General features: G+C 74.5%; 19 protein-coding genes. 13 read left to right on the forward strand and 6 right to left on the reverse strand.

Annotation, left to right across the window (positions count from 1 at the left end; all coding sequences use genetic code 11):
- Nucleotides 1-9: 9 nt before the first annotated feature.
- From ACFUJY_RS11340 to lspA, 3 genes are all read left to right on the forward strand, one after another.
- Nucleotides 10-1,599, forward strand: a complete 1,590-nt coding sequence (locus ACFUJY_RS11340) for an AMP-binding protein (protein ID WP_383297675.1) — start codon at nt 10-12, stop codon at nt 1,597-1,599.
- 29 nt (nt 1,600-1,628) lie between these two features.
- A complete protein-coding gene (locus tag ACFUJY_RS11345; protein ID WP_383297677.1) occupies nt 1,629-2,207 on the forward strand; it encodes a Uma2 family endonuclease in 579 nt (192 codons plus the stop codon).
- A gap of 124 nt (nt 2,208-2,331) precedes the next feature.
- Entirely contained in the window at nt 2,332-2,871 is a 540-nt protein-coding gene (gene lspA, locus ACFUJY_RS11350; protein ID WP_383297679.1) for a signal peptidase II, read from the forward strand.
- Nucleotides 2,872-3,120: 249 nt separating this feature from the next.
- Here lspA and ACFUJY_RS11355 read toward each other — a convergent pair whose 3' ends face one another.
- Both ACFUJY_RS11355 and ACFUJY_RS11360 read right to left on the reverse strand, forming a co-directional pair.
- Nucleotides 3,121-3,552, reverse strand: coding sequence for a hypothetical protein (locus tag ACFUJY_RS11355; protein ID WP_383297681.1), 432 nt, complete (start codon nt 3,550-3,552; stop codon nt 3,121-3,123).
- A 53-nt stretch (nt 3,553-3,605) separates the two neighbouring features.
- A complete protein-coding gene (locus tag ACFUJY_RS11360; RefSeq protein ID WP_383297683.1) occupies nt 3,606-4,190 on the reverse strand; it encodes a hypothetical protein in 585 nt (194 codons plus the stop codon).
- Nucleotides 4,191-4,346: 156 nt separating this feature from the next.
- Here ACFUJY_RS11360 and ACFUJY_RS11365 point away from each other — a divergent pair, with 156 nt between their 5' ends.
- Together ACFUJY_RS11365 and ACFUJY_RS11370 are read left to right on the forward strand one after the other, a co-directional pair.
- The gene (locus ACFUJY_RS11365; RefSeq protein ID WP_383297685.1) at nt 4,347-6,005 is read left to right on the forward strand and encodes a hypothetical protein; all 1,659 of its coding nucleotides are present in this window, start codon (nt 4,347-4,349) and stop codon (nt 6,003-6,005) included.
- Between the two features lie 47 nt (nt 6,006-6,052).
- Nucleotides 6,053-6,793, forward strand: coding sequence for a phosphotransferase family protein (locus tag ACFUJY_RS11370; protein WP_383297686.1), 741 nt, complete (start codon nt 6,053-6,055; stop codon nt 6,791-6,793).
- A 36-nt stretch (nt 6,794-6,829) separates the two neighbouring features.
- On the opposite strand, the gene ACFUJY_RS11375 is transcribed toward ACFUJY_RS11370, so the two are convergent.
- A complete protein-coding gene (locus ACFUJY_RS11375) occupies nt 6,830-7,243 on the reverse strand; it encodes a MerR family transcriptional regulator (protein ID WP_383297687.1) in 414 nt (137 codons plus the stop codon).
- A gap of 55 nt (nt 7,244-7,298) precedes the next feature.
- Between ACFUJY_RS11375 and ACFUJY_RS11380 the strand changes: the two genes are divergently transcribed.
- Entirely contained in the window at nt 7,299-8,273 is a 975-nt protein-coding gene (locus ACFUJY_RS11380) for an SDR family NAD(P)-dependent oxidoreductase (protein WP_383297689.1), read from the forward strand.
- Nucleotides 8,274-8,345: 72 nt separating this feature from the next.
- Here the strand turns inward: ACFUJY_RS11380 and ACFUJY_RS11385 are convergent, their stop codons facing one another.
- Nucleotides 8,346-8,585 (reverse strand): tautomerase family protein, encoded by a 240-nt coding sequence (locus tag ACFUJY_RS11385; protein WP_383297691.1) that lies wholly within the window; start codon nt 8,583-8,585, stop codon nt 8,346-8,348.
- A 55-nt stretch (nt 8,586-8,640) separates the two neighbouring features.
- Entirely contained in the window at nt 8,641-9,423 is a 783-nt protein-coding gene (locus ACFUJY_RS11390) for an SDR family oxidoreductase (RefSeq protein WP_383297693.1), read from the reverse strand.
- A 163-nt stretch (nt 9,424-9,586) separates the two neighbouring features.
- Here ACFUJY_RS11390 and ACFUJY_RS11395 point away from each other — a divergent pair, with 163 nt between their 5' ends.
- The 4 genes from ACFUJY_RS11395 (at nt 9,587) to ACFUJY_RS11410 (ending at nt 12,570) form a co-directional block, all read left to right on the forward strand.
- Entirely contained in the window at nt 9,587-10,480 is an 894-nt protein-coding gene (locus ACFUJY_RS11395) for a helix-turn-helix domain-containing protein (RefSeq protein ID WP_383297695.1), read from the forward strand.
- A gap of 162 nt (nt 10,481-10,642) precedes the next feature.
- Complete coding sequence (locus tag ACFUJY_RS11400; protein ID WP_383297696.1) at nt 10,643-11,380, forward strand: enoyl-CoA hydratase family protein; 738 nt, start codon at nt 10,643-10,645, stop codon at nt 11,378-11,380.
- Nucleotides 11,368-11,964, forward strand: coding sequence for a TetR/AcrR family transcriptional regulator (locus ACFUJY_RS11405; RefSeq protein WP_383297698.1), 597 nt, complete (start codon nt 11,368-11,370; stop codon nt 11,962-11,964). Before ACFUJY_RS11400 ends, ACFUJY_RS11405 begins: the two co-directional genes overlap by 13 nt.
- Nucleotides 11,965-12,024: 60 nt before the next feature.
- Complete coding sequence (locus ACFUJY_RS11410; RefSeq protein ID WP_383297700.1) at nt 12,025-12,570, forward strand: GNAT family N-acetyltransferase; 546 nt, start codon at nt 12,025-12,027, stop codon at nt 12,568-12,570.
- A gap of 42 nt (nt 12,571-12,612) precedes the next feature.
- Here ACFUJY_RS11410 and ACFUJY_RS11415 read toward each other — a convergent pair whose 3' ends face one another.
- Nucleotides 12,613-13,929, reverse strand: a complete 1,317-nt coding sequence (locus ACFUJY_RS11415; RefSeq protein ID WP_383297702.1) for an MFS transporter — start codon at nt 13,927-13,929, stop codon at nt 12,613-12,615.
- A gap of 217 nt (nt 13,930-14,146) precedes the next feature.
- Here ACFUJY_RS11415 and ACFUJY_RS11420 point away from each other — a divergent pair, with 217 nt between their 5' ends.
- Genes ACFUJY_RS11420 through ACFUJY_RS11430 form a run of 3 tightly spaced genes read left to right on the forward strand, consistent with a single transcriptional unit; the run spans nt 14,147 to nt 16,845 of the window.
- Nucleotides 14,147-15,796, forward strand: coding sequence for a condensation domain-containing protein (locus tag ACFUJY_RS11420; RefSeq protein ID WP_383297704.1), 1,650 nt, complete (start codon nt 14,147-14,149; stop codon nt 15,794-15,796).
- A gap of 3 nt (nt 15,797-15,799) precedes the next feature.
- Nucleotides 15,800-16,582 carry a thioesterase II family protein gene (locus ACFUJY_RS11425; RefSeq protein WP_383297705.1) on the forward strand — a complete coding sequence of 261 codons (783 nt, stop codon included), beginning with the start codon at nt 15,800-15,802 and terminating at the stop codon, nt 16,580-16,582.
- Nucleotides 16,579-16,845 (forward strand): acyl carrier protein, encoded by a 267-nt coding sequence (locus ACFUJY_RS11430; protein WP_383297707.1) that lies wholly within the window; start codon nt 16,579-16,581, stop codon nt 16,843-16,845. The genes ACFUJY_RS11425 and ACFUJY_RS11430 overlap by 4 nt, the downstream gene beginning before the upstream one ends.
- Nucleotides 16,846-16,858: the final 13 nt, after the last annotated feature.

A 16,858-nucleotide genomic window follows, 5' to 3' on the forward strand; every position in this document is an offset into this window, starting at 1 on the left:
CGACCCACCATGGCGCACGTGTTCCGCAGCGATTACCCCGACGTCCAGCCGCTCGACGCCGCCATCCACGACGCGGTGCTCGGGCACGCCGCCGAGCGGTTCGGGGAGACCGTCGCCCTGATCGACGGGACGAATGAGAGCAGCCGCCTCACGTACGCGCAGCTCGACGCGTTCCACCGAAGAATCGCCGCCGGCCTCGCCGCCGCCGGCCTGGTCAAGGGCGACGTGCTCGCCCTGCACAGCCCGAACACCATCGCGTACCCGGCCGTCTTCCACGCGGCGACCCGGGCGGGCGCCACGGTCACGCCGGTGCACCCGCTGGCGACGGCGGAGGAGTTCGCGAAGCAGCTCCGCGACTCCTCCGCGCGCTGGATCGTCACGGTGTCCCCGCTGCTCGCGGTCGCGCGCCGGGCCGCGGAACTCGTGGGCGGCATCGAGGAGGTGTTCGTCTGCGACCACGCGGAGGGGCACACCTCGCTCCTGGACATGCTCACCACGACCGCCCCGGAACCGATGGTGGCCGTGGACCCGGCTGAGGACGTCGCGGCACTCCCGTACTCCTCCGGCACGACGGGCGCCCCGAAGGGCGTCATGCTGACGCACCGCTCGATGGCGACGAACCTGGAACAGCTCGGCCCGTTCGTGCCGTTGGGGGAGGGCCACCGGATTCTGGCGGTCCTGCCCTTCTTCCACATCTACGGCCTGACGGCCCTGATGAACGCCCCGCTGCGGCTGGGCGCGACCGTCGTCGTCCTGCCGCGCTTCGACCTGACCCAGTTCCTGGCGGCGATCGAGACCCACCGCATCAACGGCCTGTACGTGGCTCCGCCGATCGTGCTGGCCCTCGCGAAGCACCCGGTGGTGGACCGCTACGACCTGTCCTCGCTGGAGTACATCGTCAGCGCCGCCGCCCCCCTGGACGCGGACCTGGCCACCGCGTGCTCCCGCCGCCTGGGGTTGCCGCCGGTCCGCCAGGCGTACGGCATGACGGAGCTGTCCCCGGGCACGCACGTCGTCCCCCTCGCCGCCGAGGACCCGCCCCCGGGCGCGGTCGGCACGCTGCTCCCGAGCACCGAGATGCGGATCGTGTCCCTGGACGACCCGACCGCCGACGCCCCGCCCGGCGAGCCCGGCGAGATCCTGATCCGGGGCCCCCAGGTCATGAAGGGCTACCTGGGCCGCCCCGACGCCACCGCCGCGATGATCGACCCCGACGGCTGGGTCCACACCGGCGACGTCGGCCGGGTCGACGAGGCGGGCTGGCTCTTCGTGGTCGACCGCGTGAAGGAGCTCATCAAGTACAAGGGCTACCAGGTCGCCCCCGCGGAGCTGGAAGCGCTGCTGCTCGGCCACGAGGACGTGTCGGACGCGGCGGTGATCGGCGTCCGGGACCCCGACGGCAACGAGATCCCGAAGGCCTACGTGGTGCGGGGGCCCGGGGCGGCGGTGACGGCGGAGGAGCTGACGGCGTGGGTCGCGGAGCGGGTGGCCCCGTACAAGAAGGTCCGGGCGGTCGAGTTCATCGGGACGGTGCCCCGGGCGGCGTCGGGGAAGATCCTGCGGCGGGAACTGCGGGACCGGGAGGCCGTGCGGGGGTGAGGGGCGGGCCGAGTCGCTAGGGTTGGGTCATGACCGCACTGCCCGACTGGATGCGCCCGCCCCGCGCGGAAGGCTGGTTCGCGGACGACCTGGACCGCCTCCCGGAAGCACCGCGCCACACCGAGCTGATCGACGGAGCCCTCGTTTTCATGATGTCCCCGCAGCGGTGGTGGCACGGCCATCTCGTCACGACGCTCACCGTGGCTCTCATGGAGCAGGCACCCGCCGATGTGAGGGTCGGACGGGAGATGACCATCAAACTCGATCAGCGCAATCGGCCCGAGCCGGATCTGGTGGTGACGACGGCCGACTTCGATGGTGACCGCACCTGGTTCGCACCGGACGAGGTACGTCTTGCCGTCGAGGTCGTCTCCCCGGAGTCCGCGCACCGGGACCGCACGGTTAAGCTGCGGAAATACGCGGAGGCCGGCATCCCGCACTACTGGCGTGTCGAGGACGAGGACGGATCGCCCGCCGTCCACGTTTACGAACTGGACGAGCCGACCGCCACCTACGTACCCGTCGGCATCTTCAGAGGCTCGCTCACCCGGCCGGTGCCCTTCGAGATCAACCTCGACTTGGAGAAGCTCACTCCGCCCCGCCGGTGACGGTCGCCCCCGCTCCCCTCCACGACGAGGAACGGGCGGGCGGTGACGGGGAGCCCCTGAGCGGGATACGTTCCCCTGAGGGGAGCGTGCCGTTCGCGGCGCGACGAGGGTCAGGAGGGCGAGCATGCCGGACGTGACGACGAGCGGCACGGGCGCGCGCGGGCACGCCCGCCTGCTGTGGGCGGTCGCCGCCCTCGCGTACGCCGTCGACCTGGCGAGCAAGCTGGCCGTGGTCGCGAAGCTCGAAGGCCGGACGACCGTGTCCGTCCTCGGGGACTGGCTCGTCCTGCGGGTCCAGCGCAACCCCGGCGCCGCCTTCGGAGTGGGCGAGGCGACGACGATCGTCTTCACCCTGGTCGCCACGGCCGTCGCCGTCGTCGTGATCCGCTACTCGCGCCGCCTGGCGAGCACCCCGTGGGCCGTCGCGCTCGGCCTGCTCCTCGGCGGCGCCCTGGGCAACCTCACCGACCGCCTCTTCCGCACCCCGGGCGACCTCCAGGGCGCCGTGGTCGACTTCATCGCCGTGCGGGACTTCAGCGTGATGAACCTGGCCGACTGGGCGATCACCGGCGGCTGCGCGCTGGCCCTGGTGCTGTCGTTCCGGGGGGCGCCGATGACGGGGACGGCCGCGGCTCCTGCCGAGGCGGGGGCGCGTGAGGCGTAGGGGCACGGGCCGCGCTCGGCCTGCCGGTGGTGCCGGACGCTCGGCGACGAAGGGCGACCCAGGCGGTGTGGGGCGGCGGCGCGCGCCCGGCTGCTGGACTTTGCCGCGCAGCTCATCACCGTGACGCCGGCGGTGGCCGCGGGGCGGGGCAGTGCCGACCTCGAATGGCTGGACGAGGACGAGAGCGTGGAGCGTCCCTGACGTTCGAGCTCGCCTCCGGGAAGCGCTGCCCCTCCGAGGGGGTGTCGCCTAAAGCTCGTAGTCCCGTGCCAGCTCGTCCCAGTGCAGGTCGCGCAGCGCGGGGCCGGCAGCCTCGCCCGCCGGGACGTTCGGCGTGCTCTGGAACCAGATCACGGCGAGGGACGAGCGGTGCAGAGCCGGGTCCAGGCCGGGGTCGACCGGCGTGGAGCGGAAGAGGCCGGCACAGGCCATGGGGGGCAGCGCCACGACAGGCCCGAAGCCACCGGCGGGCCGGTCCGGATGTTCGAGGCGCGGCGGCACCACATGGCACGGTGTGGAGGGAAACGCCTGCTCCGTCTGCCGTAGCAGCCTCCGGATCACCATCTCATTGACGGGCTTGGACGGGTATCCCTCCAGGAATCCGGCGTACGTCGAGGACATGCGCATCTCGGTGAGGTCGGCTCGGCGGCCCGACGGCAGAACTATGCGACTGAGCGACATGCGCACACTTTAGGCGGGCTCCTCGTGAGGTCGGAGGGGTGTGGCTATGCCGGTCAGGCAAACGGCGCCTCCGGGAAGTCCAGTTCGTCCAGGAGCGACGCGAACAGGTCCTCCGCGAAGGTGGCGTGGGTGCGGAGCAGTTCCTCGATGTGGTGCTGCTCCGCCGTGGTGCGGACGCCGGCCGCTGTCGCCCAGGCGAGGGCGCGTCCGGCGTTGGCGGGGATCTCGGCCTCGAGTTCGGCCCGCTTACGGGCGCGGGCCTCCTCGAACTCCGGGGAGTCGACCCACACACCCGCGTCGCCCACGTCCGCGGCGGTCCTGAGGAACGCGGACGCGGCGTTGTCCGGATTGAGCCACGCGTGCCAGTGGCGGCCCTCGGGGTCCAGGCCGGTGACGAGCGCGGTGCCGCTGTCGGTGACATGCGCGACGCAGGCAGGCGCACCGGTCCACTCGACCAGGCCGGACAGCATCTCGTACTCCCAGATGCCGACTTCCAGTTGCAGGGTCCGCCAGCCGCCCGGGCGGATCGGCCACTCGTGTGCCTCGTCGCCCGGTGCCGGGGCGATGTCGGCGAACAACGGCGCCTCAAGGAGCCGGTGTTGACTGCGGGCGAAGACCAGGTGACCTGAGAATCCCATGGGTGCACGGTACGGGGCGCGCCCGCCGGGTCACGCAGGGGCGGCGGGATGGACACGACTCGGGTGCCGGAGTGCCCCGCGTGCGGTGCGGCGGAGATCATGGCCGCTACAGGCGGTTCTACGGAGGGGGCGTACGTGTTCGGCAAGGTGGCACGCATGGTGCGGAACCTGGAGGCGACCGGGATCGGGCTGGTGCCGGACCACGCGGTGGAGGTGGACGCCCCGGACGCACGGGCCGTCGAGGCGCTGGGCGCCGCCCGCCGGGGTGCGCACGCGCCGGCCGCCGCGCTCCTCGCCGCCACCCGCGCCGAGGGCGACTGGACGCTCCGGCACGAGGCCGTCACCGCCCTCGCGGAGATCGCCGTGGACGACGCGGCCTGGCTGAACACCTGGCTGGACGCGTCGCCGGAGGACCCCGACGCGCTGGTCGTGGAGGCGTTCCGGCGCATCGAGGAAGCGTGGGCGGTCCGTACGGCCGCGCGGGCCAAGGACGTGAGCGAAGAGCGGTTCCGCGCCTTCCACGCGCTGCTGGACGACGCGCTCCCGGTCATCGAGGCGGCCGTCGCGGCGAGCCCCGGCGACCCGGTGCCGTGGTCCGCGGCCCTGGCCCACTGCATCGGTGCCCAGGCGCCGCGCGAGGTCTTCGACGGCTGTCTGAACCAGGCGGTCAGCCGTGGGCCGCACCACCTGCCCACCCACCTGAACGCCCTCCAGTACCTCGCCGCCAAGTGGCACGGCAGCCATGAGGAGATGTTCGGCTACGCGGCCCGCGTCGCCGCCGGCGCGCCGGAGGGTTCGCCGCTGCGCGCCCTGGAGGTCGTGGCGCTGGCCGAGGTCACCCCGCAGGAGAAGAAGGGAGGGGCCCCCACCCCCGGACAGGCCGACGCGATCATCGCGACCGCGCAGGCGTACTCCGCCTCGCGCCCGCCCGAGGACCACGCGGCCCGGCTCATCCGCAACCACCTGGTGTGGGCGCTGAACGGGCGCGAACGCTGGGCCGAATCGCTGGACGTCTACCGTTCCATCGGGCGGTACGCCACCGCGTCCCCGTGGCGTTACATGGACGAGCCGCTGAAGGCGTTCCGGGACATCCGGGACGGCGCCCGCGCCGAACTCGCCGCCTCCGTCCCCCGTAACGGCACCGTCCCCGCTCCCGCCGTGCCCCTGCCGGCCTCCGCGCGGGTGGAGGCGGCCCACGAGATCGCGTACGTGCCCGGCCCGCCGCAGCACGTCTCGCAGGAGCTGCTGCTGTGCGGCGCGACCGTGTGGCTCGCGCCGGCCGGGCGGTGGACGCTGATGGAGTCGGCCCCCTCGCAGGAGACCCCGGGCAAGCGCGGGCGCCGGGCGACGGTGCTGCGGCTCGACGGGCTGGCGGCGGTGGCGGAGAGCGCGTTCGACTCCCCGGGGCTCACCACGCTGGTCGCCCGGTGCGAGGGGAGCGACGCGCGGGTGCTGTCCGTCGTCGCCAAGGGGCGGACGGCCGCCCGCCACCGGTGGGCGGGGGCCGGTGCGACGCCCTCCCAGGAGACCGCGCACCAGCACGCGGAACTGCTCGTCGCGGCGGCCGGCCGGGGCGACGCCCGCGACATCGCGCGGCTGCTGCGCGACCCGGGCGCCCCCTCGGAGCTCCTGATCCGCACCCTGACCGCGCTCGGCCTCCCGCCGCTCCCGGCCGGCTTCGGCGAGCGCGCCGAGGTCCTGGCCGGCGCCCGGGGCGCCACGGTGCACCGGGCCCGCTCGCTGTGGCAGGGCATGAAGGACTTCATGAGCGAGGAGAACGACCCGAATCCGCCGTTGCAGCTGGACGGGCGGTAGCCGGAAACCCGGTGCCGGCAGCGGTCGTGGCCGGGAGACTGGGCGGCATGGATGAGGTCGAAGTCGTCGTAGCCCACTCCGAGCGTACGACCCTGCGCGTCGGGGACGTGTTCCTGAAGGTGGACGCCGATCAGGCGCGGACCGACGTCGAGGCCGAGGCGCTGGCGCTGGCCCCGGTCCCGACGCCGGAGGTGCTGTGGCGCAAGCCGTCCGTGCTGGCGCTCGCCGCCGTCCGGGGCACCGCGCTCGGCCGCCTCGGGGAGCCGTCGCCCGCGTCACCGGAGGCGTGGGCCGCTGCGGGCGCCGCGATCCGGACGCTGCACGAGGCGCCGTTGCCGCCGTGGCCCGGGCGGAGCGCGGACGGCCTGGCGGCCGAGCTGGAGCGGGAGTGCGACTGGCTCCTGGCCCATGAGGTCCTGCCCGCCGCGCTGGTGACCCGCAACCGCCGGATCGCGGAAGCGGCGCTGCGGCCGTGGGAGCCGGTGTTCGTGCACGGCGATCTCCAGATCACCCATGTGTTCACCGGCGACGACGACGAGGTCACCGGCATCATCGACTGGTCCGAGGCGGCGCGGGGGGACGCTCTGTTCGACCTGGCGACGCTGACCCTGGGGCACGAGGAGCGCCTGGGCGAGCTCGTCGCCGGGTACGGCGCCGGCGTCGACACGGACATCGTCCGCGCCTGGTGGTCGCTGCGCAGCCTCACCGCGTACCGCTGGCTGGTCCAGCACGGCTTCGACCCGGCGGCGCCGGGGTGCGAGCTGGATGTGCTGAAGGCCGCGAGGTGACGGGGCCGGGCCGGCTCGGCGCGGTGCCGGCGCCCGTCAGGCCGTCGGGTCCCAGAGGCCGTTCGCCTCGCCCCGGGCCAGGTGGTCCGCGTAGATGCCCACCTTCCAGGTGATGACCGAGCGGCACTCCTCCAGGGCGGCGATCTGCGCGTCGACGCGTCGGCGGTGGGTGTCGAGCAGGTGCAGGCGTTCGGCCTCGTTGCCGGGGCCCCGGCGTACGAGTGCGGCGAACCGCTTCAGCTCGGCCAGGGGCATGCCGGATTCGCGCAGCTTCACGCAGATCAGGAGCCAGTCGACGTCCAGCGCGCTGTACCGGCGCCGGCCGCCGGAGGTGCGGTGCACCGGGCCCACGAGCAGGCCCTCGCGTTCGTAGTAGCGGAGGGCGTGCACGCTGAGGCCGGTGCGGTCGGACACCTCGCCGATGCTCAGCGTGCCGGTGGTGGTGGTCATGCGGTGGAGCGTAGGACTTGATCTAGAGCGAGGTCTAGATCGTAGCTTCGTCGCCATGACCCACACCGAACAGAAGCCGCTCGGCTCGCCCTTCTCCGCCGTCAGCACCGCCCAGGACGTCACCGCCGGGCTCGACCTCACCGGCCGGACCGCCGTCGTGACCGGGGGGTACTCCGGGCTCGGGCTCGAAACGACCCGCGCGCTCGCCGCCGCCGGGGCGCGGGTGATCGTGCCCGCGCGGCGGCCCGACACCGCCCGCGCCGCCCTCGACGGGGTGGGCGGCGACACCGAGGTCGTCGCCATGGACCTGTGCGACCTCGGGACCGTGCGGGCGGCGGCCGCGCACATCCGCGAGAGGCTGACCACGATCGACCTGCTCTTCGCCACCGCCGGGGTCATGGCCACCCCGGAGCGGCACGTCGGGCCCGGGTGGGAGAGCCAGTTCGCGGCGAACCACCTCGGGCACTTCGCCCTCGTCTGCGAGCTGTACCCGCTCCTCGCCGCCGCCCGTGACGGGGCGCGTGTCGTCGTCTACAGCTCCGGCGGCCACGGCATCACGGACATCCGCTGGCACGATCCGCACTTCCGCACCGGCTACGACAAGTGGCAGGCGTACGGCCAGGCCAAGACGGCCAACGTGCTCTTCGCCGTGCACCTCGACGCGCTCGGCCGGGGCGACGGCGTGCGGGCCTTCGCGCTCCACCCCGGGGCGATCATCACCGGGTTGCAGCGCGACATGACGCTCCAGGAGCAGGTCGAGCGCGGATGGGTGGACGAGGACGGCAAGGTGATCGGCGAGGGCTTCAAGAACCCGTCCCAGGGCGCCGCCACCGGCCTGTGGGCGGCCACGTCCCCGCTCCTGGCCGGCCGGGGCGGTCTCTACCTGGAGGACTGCGAGGTCGCCGGTCTCTTCGACCCCGCATCGCCCGAGGGCGACGGCGTGCGCGCGTACGCCGTGGACCCGGACGCGGCGGCGCGGCTGTGGGACCTGTCCGTGGCCGCCACGGGGGCCGCGCCGATCGCCCGGTGACGCGGGCCGCACTGGGGTGACGGGCGGGCCCCGCGGTGAACGGCCGCGGGGCCCGTGGCGGCGGCGGTGCGGTCAGGCGCCGGCCGGTGCCGCTTCCGCCTCCGCCTCCGCCTCGCCGAGCATGGCGAGGGTCAGCACGTTGCCGGAGATGCCCCAGCCGCCGTCGGCGACCTCCTCGACCAGGACCATGGTGTTGGCGCGGGCGCGCTCGCCGTAGATCTCGACGAACAGTTCGGTGGTGCGGGTGACGATCTCCTCCTTCTGCTTCGGCGTGAGGGTCTTTTCGGGGACCTTGAAGTTCGCGAAAGGCATGGCTGGTTCTTCCTTCTTCTTCCAGATGGGGTGATGCGGACGGTCAGGGGGTGGTTCAGACGATTCCGCCGTTGGCGCGGACGACCTGCCCGTTGACCCAGTGGCCGGCGGGGGACGCCAGGAACGCGACCACCTCGGCGATGTCGCCCGGGGTGCCGAGGCGTTCCAGCGGGGGCTGGGCGGCCAGGCGGGCGACGGTCTCCTCGTCCTTGCCGTCCAGGAACAGATCGGTGGCCGTGGGCCCGGGCGCGACGGTGTTGGCGGTGATGTCCCGGCCCCGCAGCTCCCGGGCCAGGATCATCGTCAGCGCCTCCACGGCCCCCTTGCTTGCGGCGTAGGCGCCGTACGTCGGGAAGGCCAGCCCCAGCACCGACGTGGAGAACGTCAGGATCGCGCCGCCGGGGCGCACCCGGCGGGCGGCCTGCTGGACCACGACGAACGTGCCGCGGACGTTGGTGCGGTGCAGGTCGTCCAGGACGGCCAGGTCCATGTCGGCGATCGGCGCCAGGTGCATCCGCCCCGCCGCGTGCACGACGACGTCGACCCCGCCGAACTCGGCCTCCGCCGCGTCGAACAGGGCGGCGACCGCGTGCTCGTCCGCCACGTCCGCGCGCACCGCGAGCGCCCGGCCGCCGGCGGTGACGGCCTCCCGCACGGCGGCTTCGGCTTCGTCTCGGCGGCCCGCGTAACCGACGACGACGGCGTACCCGTCGGCGGCCAGCCGGCCGACGGTGCCGCGGCCGATGCCGCGCGAGCCGCCGGTGACGATCGCGACACGGGGCGGGGCGGAGGGCTGCTCCGGGGCGGCGGACGCGTCGGGGGAAGCGGTAAGCGGCATGACTGACTCCTGTGGTGAGTGGGGTGGGGGCCGGGCGGCGGCCCGGCCGTCGCCCTGCGGTGTCCTCCACGATCGGCCGGTTCTCCGAGCCCAGCCAGGGCTGTGTCCACCCGGGGGGCGCCACCCCCTGGCTGCGTTCCGCCGTACGAGCGACCATGGAGCGGTGAACCTTCCAGAGCTGGGGGCCTTCCTCAGGACCCGTCGCGACCGCATCCGCCCCGCCGAGGTCGGCCTGCCCCACGGCCCGCGCCGACGCGTCCCCGGGCTGCGCCGCGAGGAGGTCGCGCAGCTGGCGGGGCTGTCGGCCGACTACTACACCGAGCTGGAACGCGGGAGCACGAAGAACGGTGTGCAGCCCTCGGCGCAGACCCTGGCCGCCCTCGCCCGGGCCCTGCGGCTGAACGGCGACGAGCGCGACCACCTGTTCCACCTGGCCGAACGTCCGGTCCCGCCGCCCGCGGGCGGGGCGTCGGCACATGTGCAGCCCGCGCTCCTCGGGCTCCTGGACCGGCTCTCCAACACCCCCGCGCGCGTCATCACCGACCTGCACGAGACCCTGGTGGAGAACCGCCTGGCCTCGGCCCTGCTCGGCAGGTCGCCGGACCGCCGCGGCCCGGCGGCGAGCCTCGTGTACCGCTGGTTCACCGACCCGCGGGCCCGTGAGATGCACCCGGCGGAGGACCACCCCCACCACTCCCGGGTGTTCGTGGCCGACCTCCAGGCGGCGGCAGCCCGGCGCGGCCGGGACGCGGAGGTCGCGAAGATGGTCGCTGCGCTGCGCCGCCGCAGCCAGGAGTTCGCGGACCTCTGGGACACCCACGACGTCGCGGTGCGGCGCATGGACCACAAGAGGATCGTCCACCCGATGCTCGGCGTCATCGAGCTCGACTGCCACAACCTCCTCAGCGAGGACGGACGGCAGCGATTGCTGTGGTTCACCGCCCCGCCCGGGAGCCCGGCGGCCGAGCAGCTGGAACTGCTGTCCGTCGTGGGGACCCAGGAGCTGGCCCCCTCGGAGGACACGGCACCGGAGAGGCTGTCCGCGGCGGACTCCTGAGCGAGGCGGTCTCCTGGGGCGCGACCGGCGCTGCCCGCCCCGCCGCGCGCCGCTCCGCGCGCCGCTCCGCGCGCCGCTCCGTGAAATCATGCAAGCGCGCTTGATTGTTCTCGTTCCTGCTGCCACGCTCGACGCGACGGCCGGCAGAGAAGGAGACCGCGGATGAGCCCGCTCGCCCCGCCCGCCCACGTGCGCGGCGTCACCACCCTCACGCTCGACTCGCCCGGCAATCGCAACGCCCTCAGTGCCGGGCTCGTCGCCGGTCTTGCGGAGGCGCTGGACGCGTGCGCGGCCGACGCGTCCGTGCGGGCCGTCGTCCTCACCCACACCGGCACCACCTTCTGCGCGGGCGCCGATCTGCGCGCCCCGGCCGATCCGCACGACTTCGTGGCCCTGATGCGGCGGATCGTCGCGCTGCCCAAGCCCGTGGTGGCCCGGGTCACCGGGCACGTCCGGGCCGGCGGGCTCGGGCTGCTCGCGGCGTGCGACATCTCCGTGGCCGGGACCGGGGCCACCTTCGCGCTCACCGAGGCGCGGCTCGGGCTCGCGCCCGCCGTGATCTCGATGCCGTTGCTCCCGCGCATCGACCCGCGCGCCGCCGCCCGCTACTACCTGACCGGCGAGAAGTTCTCCGCGGACGAGGCCGAGCGTATCGGCCTCGTCACGATGGCCGCCGACGACGTGGACGGCTCGCTCGACGGCGTACTGGACGATCTGCGGCGGGCCTCGCCGCAGGGGCTGGCGGCCTCCAAGGCGCTGGTCACGGCTACTGTGCTCCAGAGTTTCGACCAGCACGCCGAAGACCTCATCGCCCGCTCGGCCCGGCTCTTCGCCTCCGACGAGGCCCGGGAGGGGATGACGGCCTTCCTCGAACGACGGGACCCCGCATGGGCGTTGTGACTCCGGGCTCCACCGGCCCGGGCCCCAAACAGGACCGCAGCCGCGCCACCCGCCGGCGCCTCCTGGAGGCCGCCGTGGCCTGCCTCGCCGAGCACGGCTGGGCCGGGTCCACCGTCGCCGTCGTCGCGGAACGGGCCGGGGTCTCGCGGGGCGCGGCCCAGCACCACTTCCCCACCCGCGAGGACCTGTTCACCGCCGCCGTCGAATACGTCGCCGAGGAACGCTCCGCCGCCCTGCGCGCCGTCCCCGACCAGGACCGCGCCGCCGTCGTCGCCGCCCTGGTCGACCTCTACACCGGGCCCCTCTTCCGCGCCGCCCTCCAGCTCTGGGTTGCCGCGTCCAACGAGGAGCAACTGCGCCCCCGGGTGACGGAGTTGGAGGCCCGGGTGGGCCGCGAGACCCACCGCATCGCCGTCCACCTCCTGCGCGCCGACGAGGAGCGGCCCGGGGTGCGGGAGACCGTGCAGGGGCTGCTGGACATGGCCCGGGGGCTCGGCCTCGCCAACGTCCTCACCGACGACACCGCCCGCCGCCGCAAGGTGGTCGCCCAGTGGGCGGCGCTGCTGGACGAGGCCCTGGGCTGAGCGGGCCGGGGCGGCACAAACGGCTTGGTGTCCGGGGAGCGCCCGGATAGGGTCCGCACCATGACCAGCAGCGCCGCACCCGCCTTTCCCGAGCACGTCGAACTCACGGGTGAGGGGCTCGTCCTGCGCGACTGGACCGAGGACGACCTCGCCGCCATGCCGGAGCTGTTCGACCACCCGGACATCGCGTACTGGACGCCGATCGTCTCGCCCTTCGACGCCGAGGCCGCCCGCGCCCGGCTGGCGAAGGCCCGGCAGCTGCGCGCGGACGGCACGGCGGTCCTGCTCGCCATCACGCTCGACGGCGGCGCCCCGCTCGGCGAGGTCATGCTGCGGCGCGCCCCCGAGGGCACCGAGCTGGGTTACGCGGTCGGCCCCGCCCACCGCGGGCAGGGGCTCGCCGGGCGGGCGGTGCGGGTGATGACCGCGTACGCGTTCGAGGAGCTGGGCGTCGACCGGGTCATCCTGGAACTGGAGGCGGAGAACGCGGCCAGCGTCGCGGTCGCCGCCGCGAACGGCTTCCGGCTGCTCGGCGTACCCCTCATCGAGGGCGAGGAGAAGGGGCGCCCGTACGCCCTCCAGACCTGGGCGCTCGACCGGGCCTGAGGCCCGCGCCGGACGTCCGGCCCCCCCCGAACCCCCGACGTTTCAGACCCCCGCCCCCTCCCGGGCCTCCGGCACCGCCAGCTCCGCCACCGTGTCCACCGGCTCGTCCAGCACCCGCAGGGAGCGGGTCAGGTGCAGGGCGACCGCCAGCGCGGCCATCAGCACCATCAGGATCAGCACCGCGCCCTGCACCCCGAACCGGTCGCCCAGGAAGCCGGCGGCCAGCGGGCCCGTCCATTGCAGGGCCTGCATGCCGAAGCGGCTCACGGCGGAGACCCGGCCGCTGTACTCGTCGGGGACGAGCCGGACCTCGTACGACTCCAGGATCACGTTCAGCGGGACCATCGCGGCCGTCGCCACCAGGAGCACCGCGCCGATCTGCCAGGGCTCGGGGACCAGCGCGACCACGGCGAACGACTCCACGAAGACCCAGGCGGAGACCAGCAGGGCGGTGCGGGCGCGGACCCTGGCCAGCAGGAGCGGGCCGATCACCGCGCCGACGACCCCGCCGACCAGGGCCGTCGCGTTGACGAAGCCGATGGTCTGCGGATCGCCGCCGCGGTGCTTCACGAGGGCGATCAGCAGCAGGAAGAAGCCCTGGGCCACCGCGTTGAGCAGCGCCACCCAGATCACCGTGAACCGCAGATAGGCGTGGTCCCGGACGAAGCGGTAGCCGGCCGCCACGTCCCGGCCGATGCCGGGGCGCTCCGCCCCCCGTTCGCGGTCCGGGCCGAGCGGGCGGCGGATGAGCGCGGCGCCCAGGGACGCGAAGAGGAACGACACCGCGTCCGCCAGGAAGGGCGCCCAGCGCGCCGCCGAGAACAGCAGCCCGCCCAGCGGGGCACCGATGACCCGGGCCGCCATGTCCCGGCCCATCGAGCGGGCGGTGGCCTCCCCGATCTGCTCCTTCGGCACGATCCGGCGCAGCGACGGGATCGTCGACCCCGAGGTGATCCCGGACGCGGCACCGGCCACGCAGGCCAGGGCGGACAGCAGCCACAGCGCGAACTCGCCCCGGTGGACGGCGTACGCGACCGCGCCGAGCGCCGCCGCCTGCACCAGGGGTCCGGTGATCAGGATGAGGCGGCGGGAGACGCGGTCCGCGAGGGCCCCGCCGAGGAGCGTGGTCGCGAGGGTGCCGACCATCGTGGCGGCGGTGATCACCCCGGCCCGGGCGACCGATCCGGTGGCGTACAGGATCAGCAGCGGGAAGGCGATGTTCGAGACGCTGGTGCCGAGCGCGGAGAGGCCGTGCCCCGCCCACCAGCCGACGTAGTCCCGGTTGCGCCACAGCGAGGGCCGGGCGCCGGCGGGCGGATCGTCCTGGGGCGGCCCCGTCTCCGTACCGTCACGTCGCATGCCCTGGGATTCCTTTCGGCGGGGGTTCGCGCACTGGTCCCATTCGATGCTGCCGGGGCGAAACACCGCCCACCAGGCAACGAACCGGCAGTACGGGGCCGTTCGGCGCGGGCCGTCAGTTGCCGGGTTCCTGCCTGGAAGCGGTTCCCGGGCGTTGGCAGGATCACCGGGGACCGGCCCCCGGCCCGTTCCGGCAGACGTACAGAGGAGACCCGCCATGCCCGCCAGCACCGGCCCCCATGCCGTCGTCCCGCTCGCGGCGACCGTCGCAGCGGAGGGGGTGGCGGCCGGTGACCCCGGCCGCCCGGAGCGGGGCCGGGACGCGGCGGGGCGGGGGCTGCCCGAGATCCGGGCGGCCGTCGCCGCCGCGCTCGCCGGGGTCACCGGGCTGCCGGCCGACGACGTGCCGTGGGAGACCGGACTGACCGCGCTCGGCGTGACCTCGCTGGAGATCGGCCGGATCTGCGCCCGGCTCGGCGACGCGCTCGGGCGGCCGGTGCCGATCTCGCAGATCTACCGGCAGCGGACCGCGGCCGGGCTCGCGGAGTGGATTCACGCCACGGACGGGCGTCCGCACGCGGCACCCGGCGAGGGCGCGGGGCCCGGCGACGGGACGCGCGCCCCGCTCTCGCCGACGCAGACCTTCATGTTCATGAAGCACGTCTTCAAGCCCGACGACCTCTCGCTGCACTCGGTGCGCTGCTGGCGCATCGAGGGCCGCCCCGACCGGGCCGCGCTGGCCGCCGCCGTGGAGTACCTGCACCGCAGGCACCGCTACCTGAGCGCCGAGTACCTCTTCCAGGAGCAGCCCTACGTCCGCCCCGCCGAGCTGCCCGCCCCGCCGCTCGGCGCGTTCCTCGCGGACACCGAGGAGGAGGCGAAGGACGTCCTGGCCCGCGAACTGGCCAAGCCCTTCCGGCTGGTGCGCGGCGACGTGTGGCGGCCGGTCTTCGTGGCGGTGCGGCAGGCGCACGTCACCCTCTTCGGGTACGCCGTCCACCACGTGGCGTTCGACGGCGGCTCGTCGGAGGTCCTGGCGCACGACCTGTCGGCCGCCTACAACGCGTACGCCGAGGGCCGGACGCCCGCCCTGGAGCCCGCCCCCGGTCCGCGCGAGGTGGCCGAGGCGCTGGAGGCGCACCTGCCGTACGTGGACCTCGACGCCCAGCGCGAGTACTGGCGCCGCACGATCAACGGCATGACCCCGCTGGCGTACCCGGGCGGTGCGGAGGCGCCGCGCGGGACGCCCTGCCGGATGGTCGACCTGCCGCTGCCCGCCGGGCTCGCCGACGGGGTCGAGGGGCTCGCGCAGCGCCACGGGGTCAGCCCGTTCGCCGTGTACCTCAGCGCGTACGGGCAGGCCATGGCCGAACTCGTCGGCGACCACGACTTCGGTGTCGGCACACCCGTCAACCGGCGCGGCAACAGCGTCCTCAGCCGGGCCGCGGGCTGCCTCATCGACATCCTGCCGCTGCGGCCCAGGACCGACCCGGACGCCTCGCCCGCCGCCTCGATCGCCGCCACCGCGGCGGCCGTCGCGGAGGCGTTCTCGGCCCAGGACCTGTCGATCTCGGAGATCGCCGGGCTCCAGCTGAAGACGGAGTCCACGGACCGCAACCGGATGTTCCAGACGATGTTCGTGCTCCAGGACAACGGCCTCGGCGAACTGGCCCTGAAGGGGCTGCCGTCCCAGTTCTTCCGGCCGCGCTACCCCGGGGTCTCCGGCGAGGTGCACGCCGAGGTCTGGCCGGCCGCCGGGACGCACGGGCGGCTGGTGATCGGCTACCACCCGGACCGGACGTCCGGCGCCTTCTGCGACCGGCTCGCGGAGTCCATGCTCGCCCGGCTCACCGGATACCTGGCCTGACCGATGACGAAGCCCCGGGACAACCCGTGGATCGGCAGCCGGTTCGGGGCCGTGGAGGGGCCGCGTACGCGGGTGATCTGCCTGCCGCAGTCCGGTGCGGGGCCCGCCGCGTTCACCGCCTGGCGGCACCGCCTGCCGCCCGGCGTCGAGATCGCCACCGTGACGCTGCCCGGCCGGGGCCCCCGGGCCGCCGAACCGCTGCCGCCGGACCCGGACACCGTGACGCGCCGGCTGCTCGACGGGCTGCTCCCCGAACTCGACGTGCCGTACGTCCTGTTCGGCCACAGCCTGGGCGCGCTGCTGGCCCACGCGGTGACCGTGCGGGCCGCCCGGGAGGGTGCACCCGCGCCCGCCGCGCTGGTCGTGGCCGGGTCGCGGGCGCCGCACACCCCGCCGGCGGCGTCGGTCGCGGAGTACGACGACCGGCGTCTGGCCGCCTGGCTGACCCGGATCGGCGGGCTGCCCCCGGAGCTGCTGCGGCACGCCGCGTACGCCGCGTACGTGTTCCGCACGGTCCGCGCCGACCTGGCGCTGGCCGAGCGGATCGTGACCCCGGGGCCGGTGCGGGTCGGCTGCCCGCTCCATGTGTTCGGCGGGGCGGACGACACGCTCGCACCGCCCGCCCTGACCGAGGAGTGGCGGGCCTGCGCGGGCGGCGGGCACACCATCACGCTGCTGCCCGGCGGGCACGGCTTCCCGCAGTCCGAACCGGCGGCGACCGTCGCCGCACTGGCCGGCGTTCTGCCGGTCCCCGCACACCCCCTACAGGAAGGACCGTCCCGGTGACCACGACCGAGCAGACCGAAGCCATCCGCACCCAGGTGAGGGCCTATCTGACCGAGGAGCTGGCGACGCCCGTCGCCGACGACCTCAACATCTTCGGCGCGGGCCTCGCCAACTCGCTGTTCACCATCCAGCTCGTGACCTACGTGGAGCGCGCGTTCGGCGTCCAGGTCGGCACGGACGAGCTGGACGAAGTGCACTTCTGCTCCGTCGACGCGATCACCGCGTTCGTCGCGGCCAAGCCGTCCCGCTCCGCCGCCGCCTGACCACCCCGCCCGC

Source organism: Streptomyces sp. NPDC057249 (assembly GCF_042669245.1).
Taxonomy (GTDB): domain Bacteria; phylum Actinomycetota; class Actinomycetes; order Streptomycetales; family Streptomycetaceae; genus Streptomyces.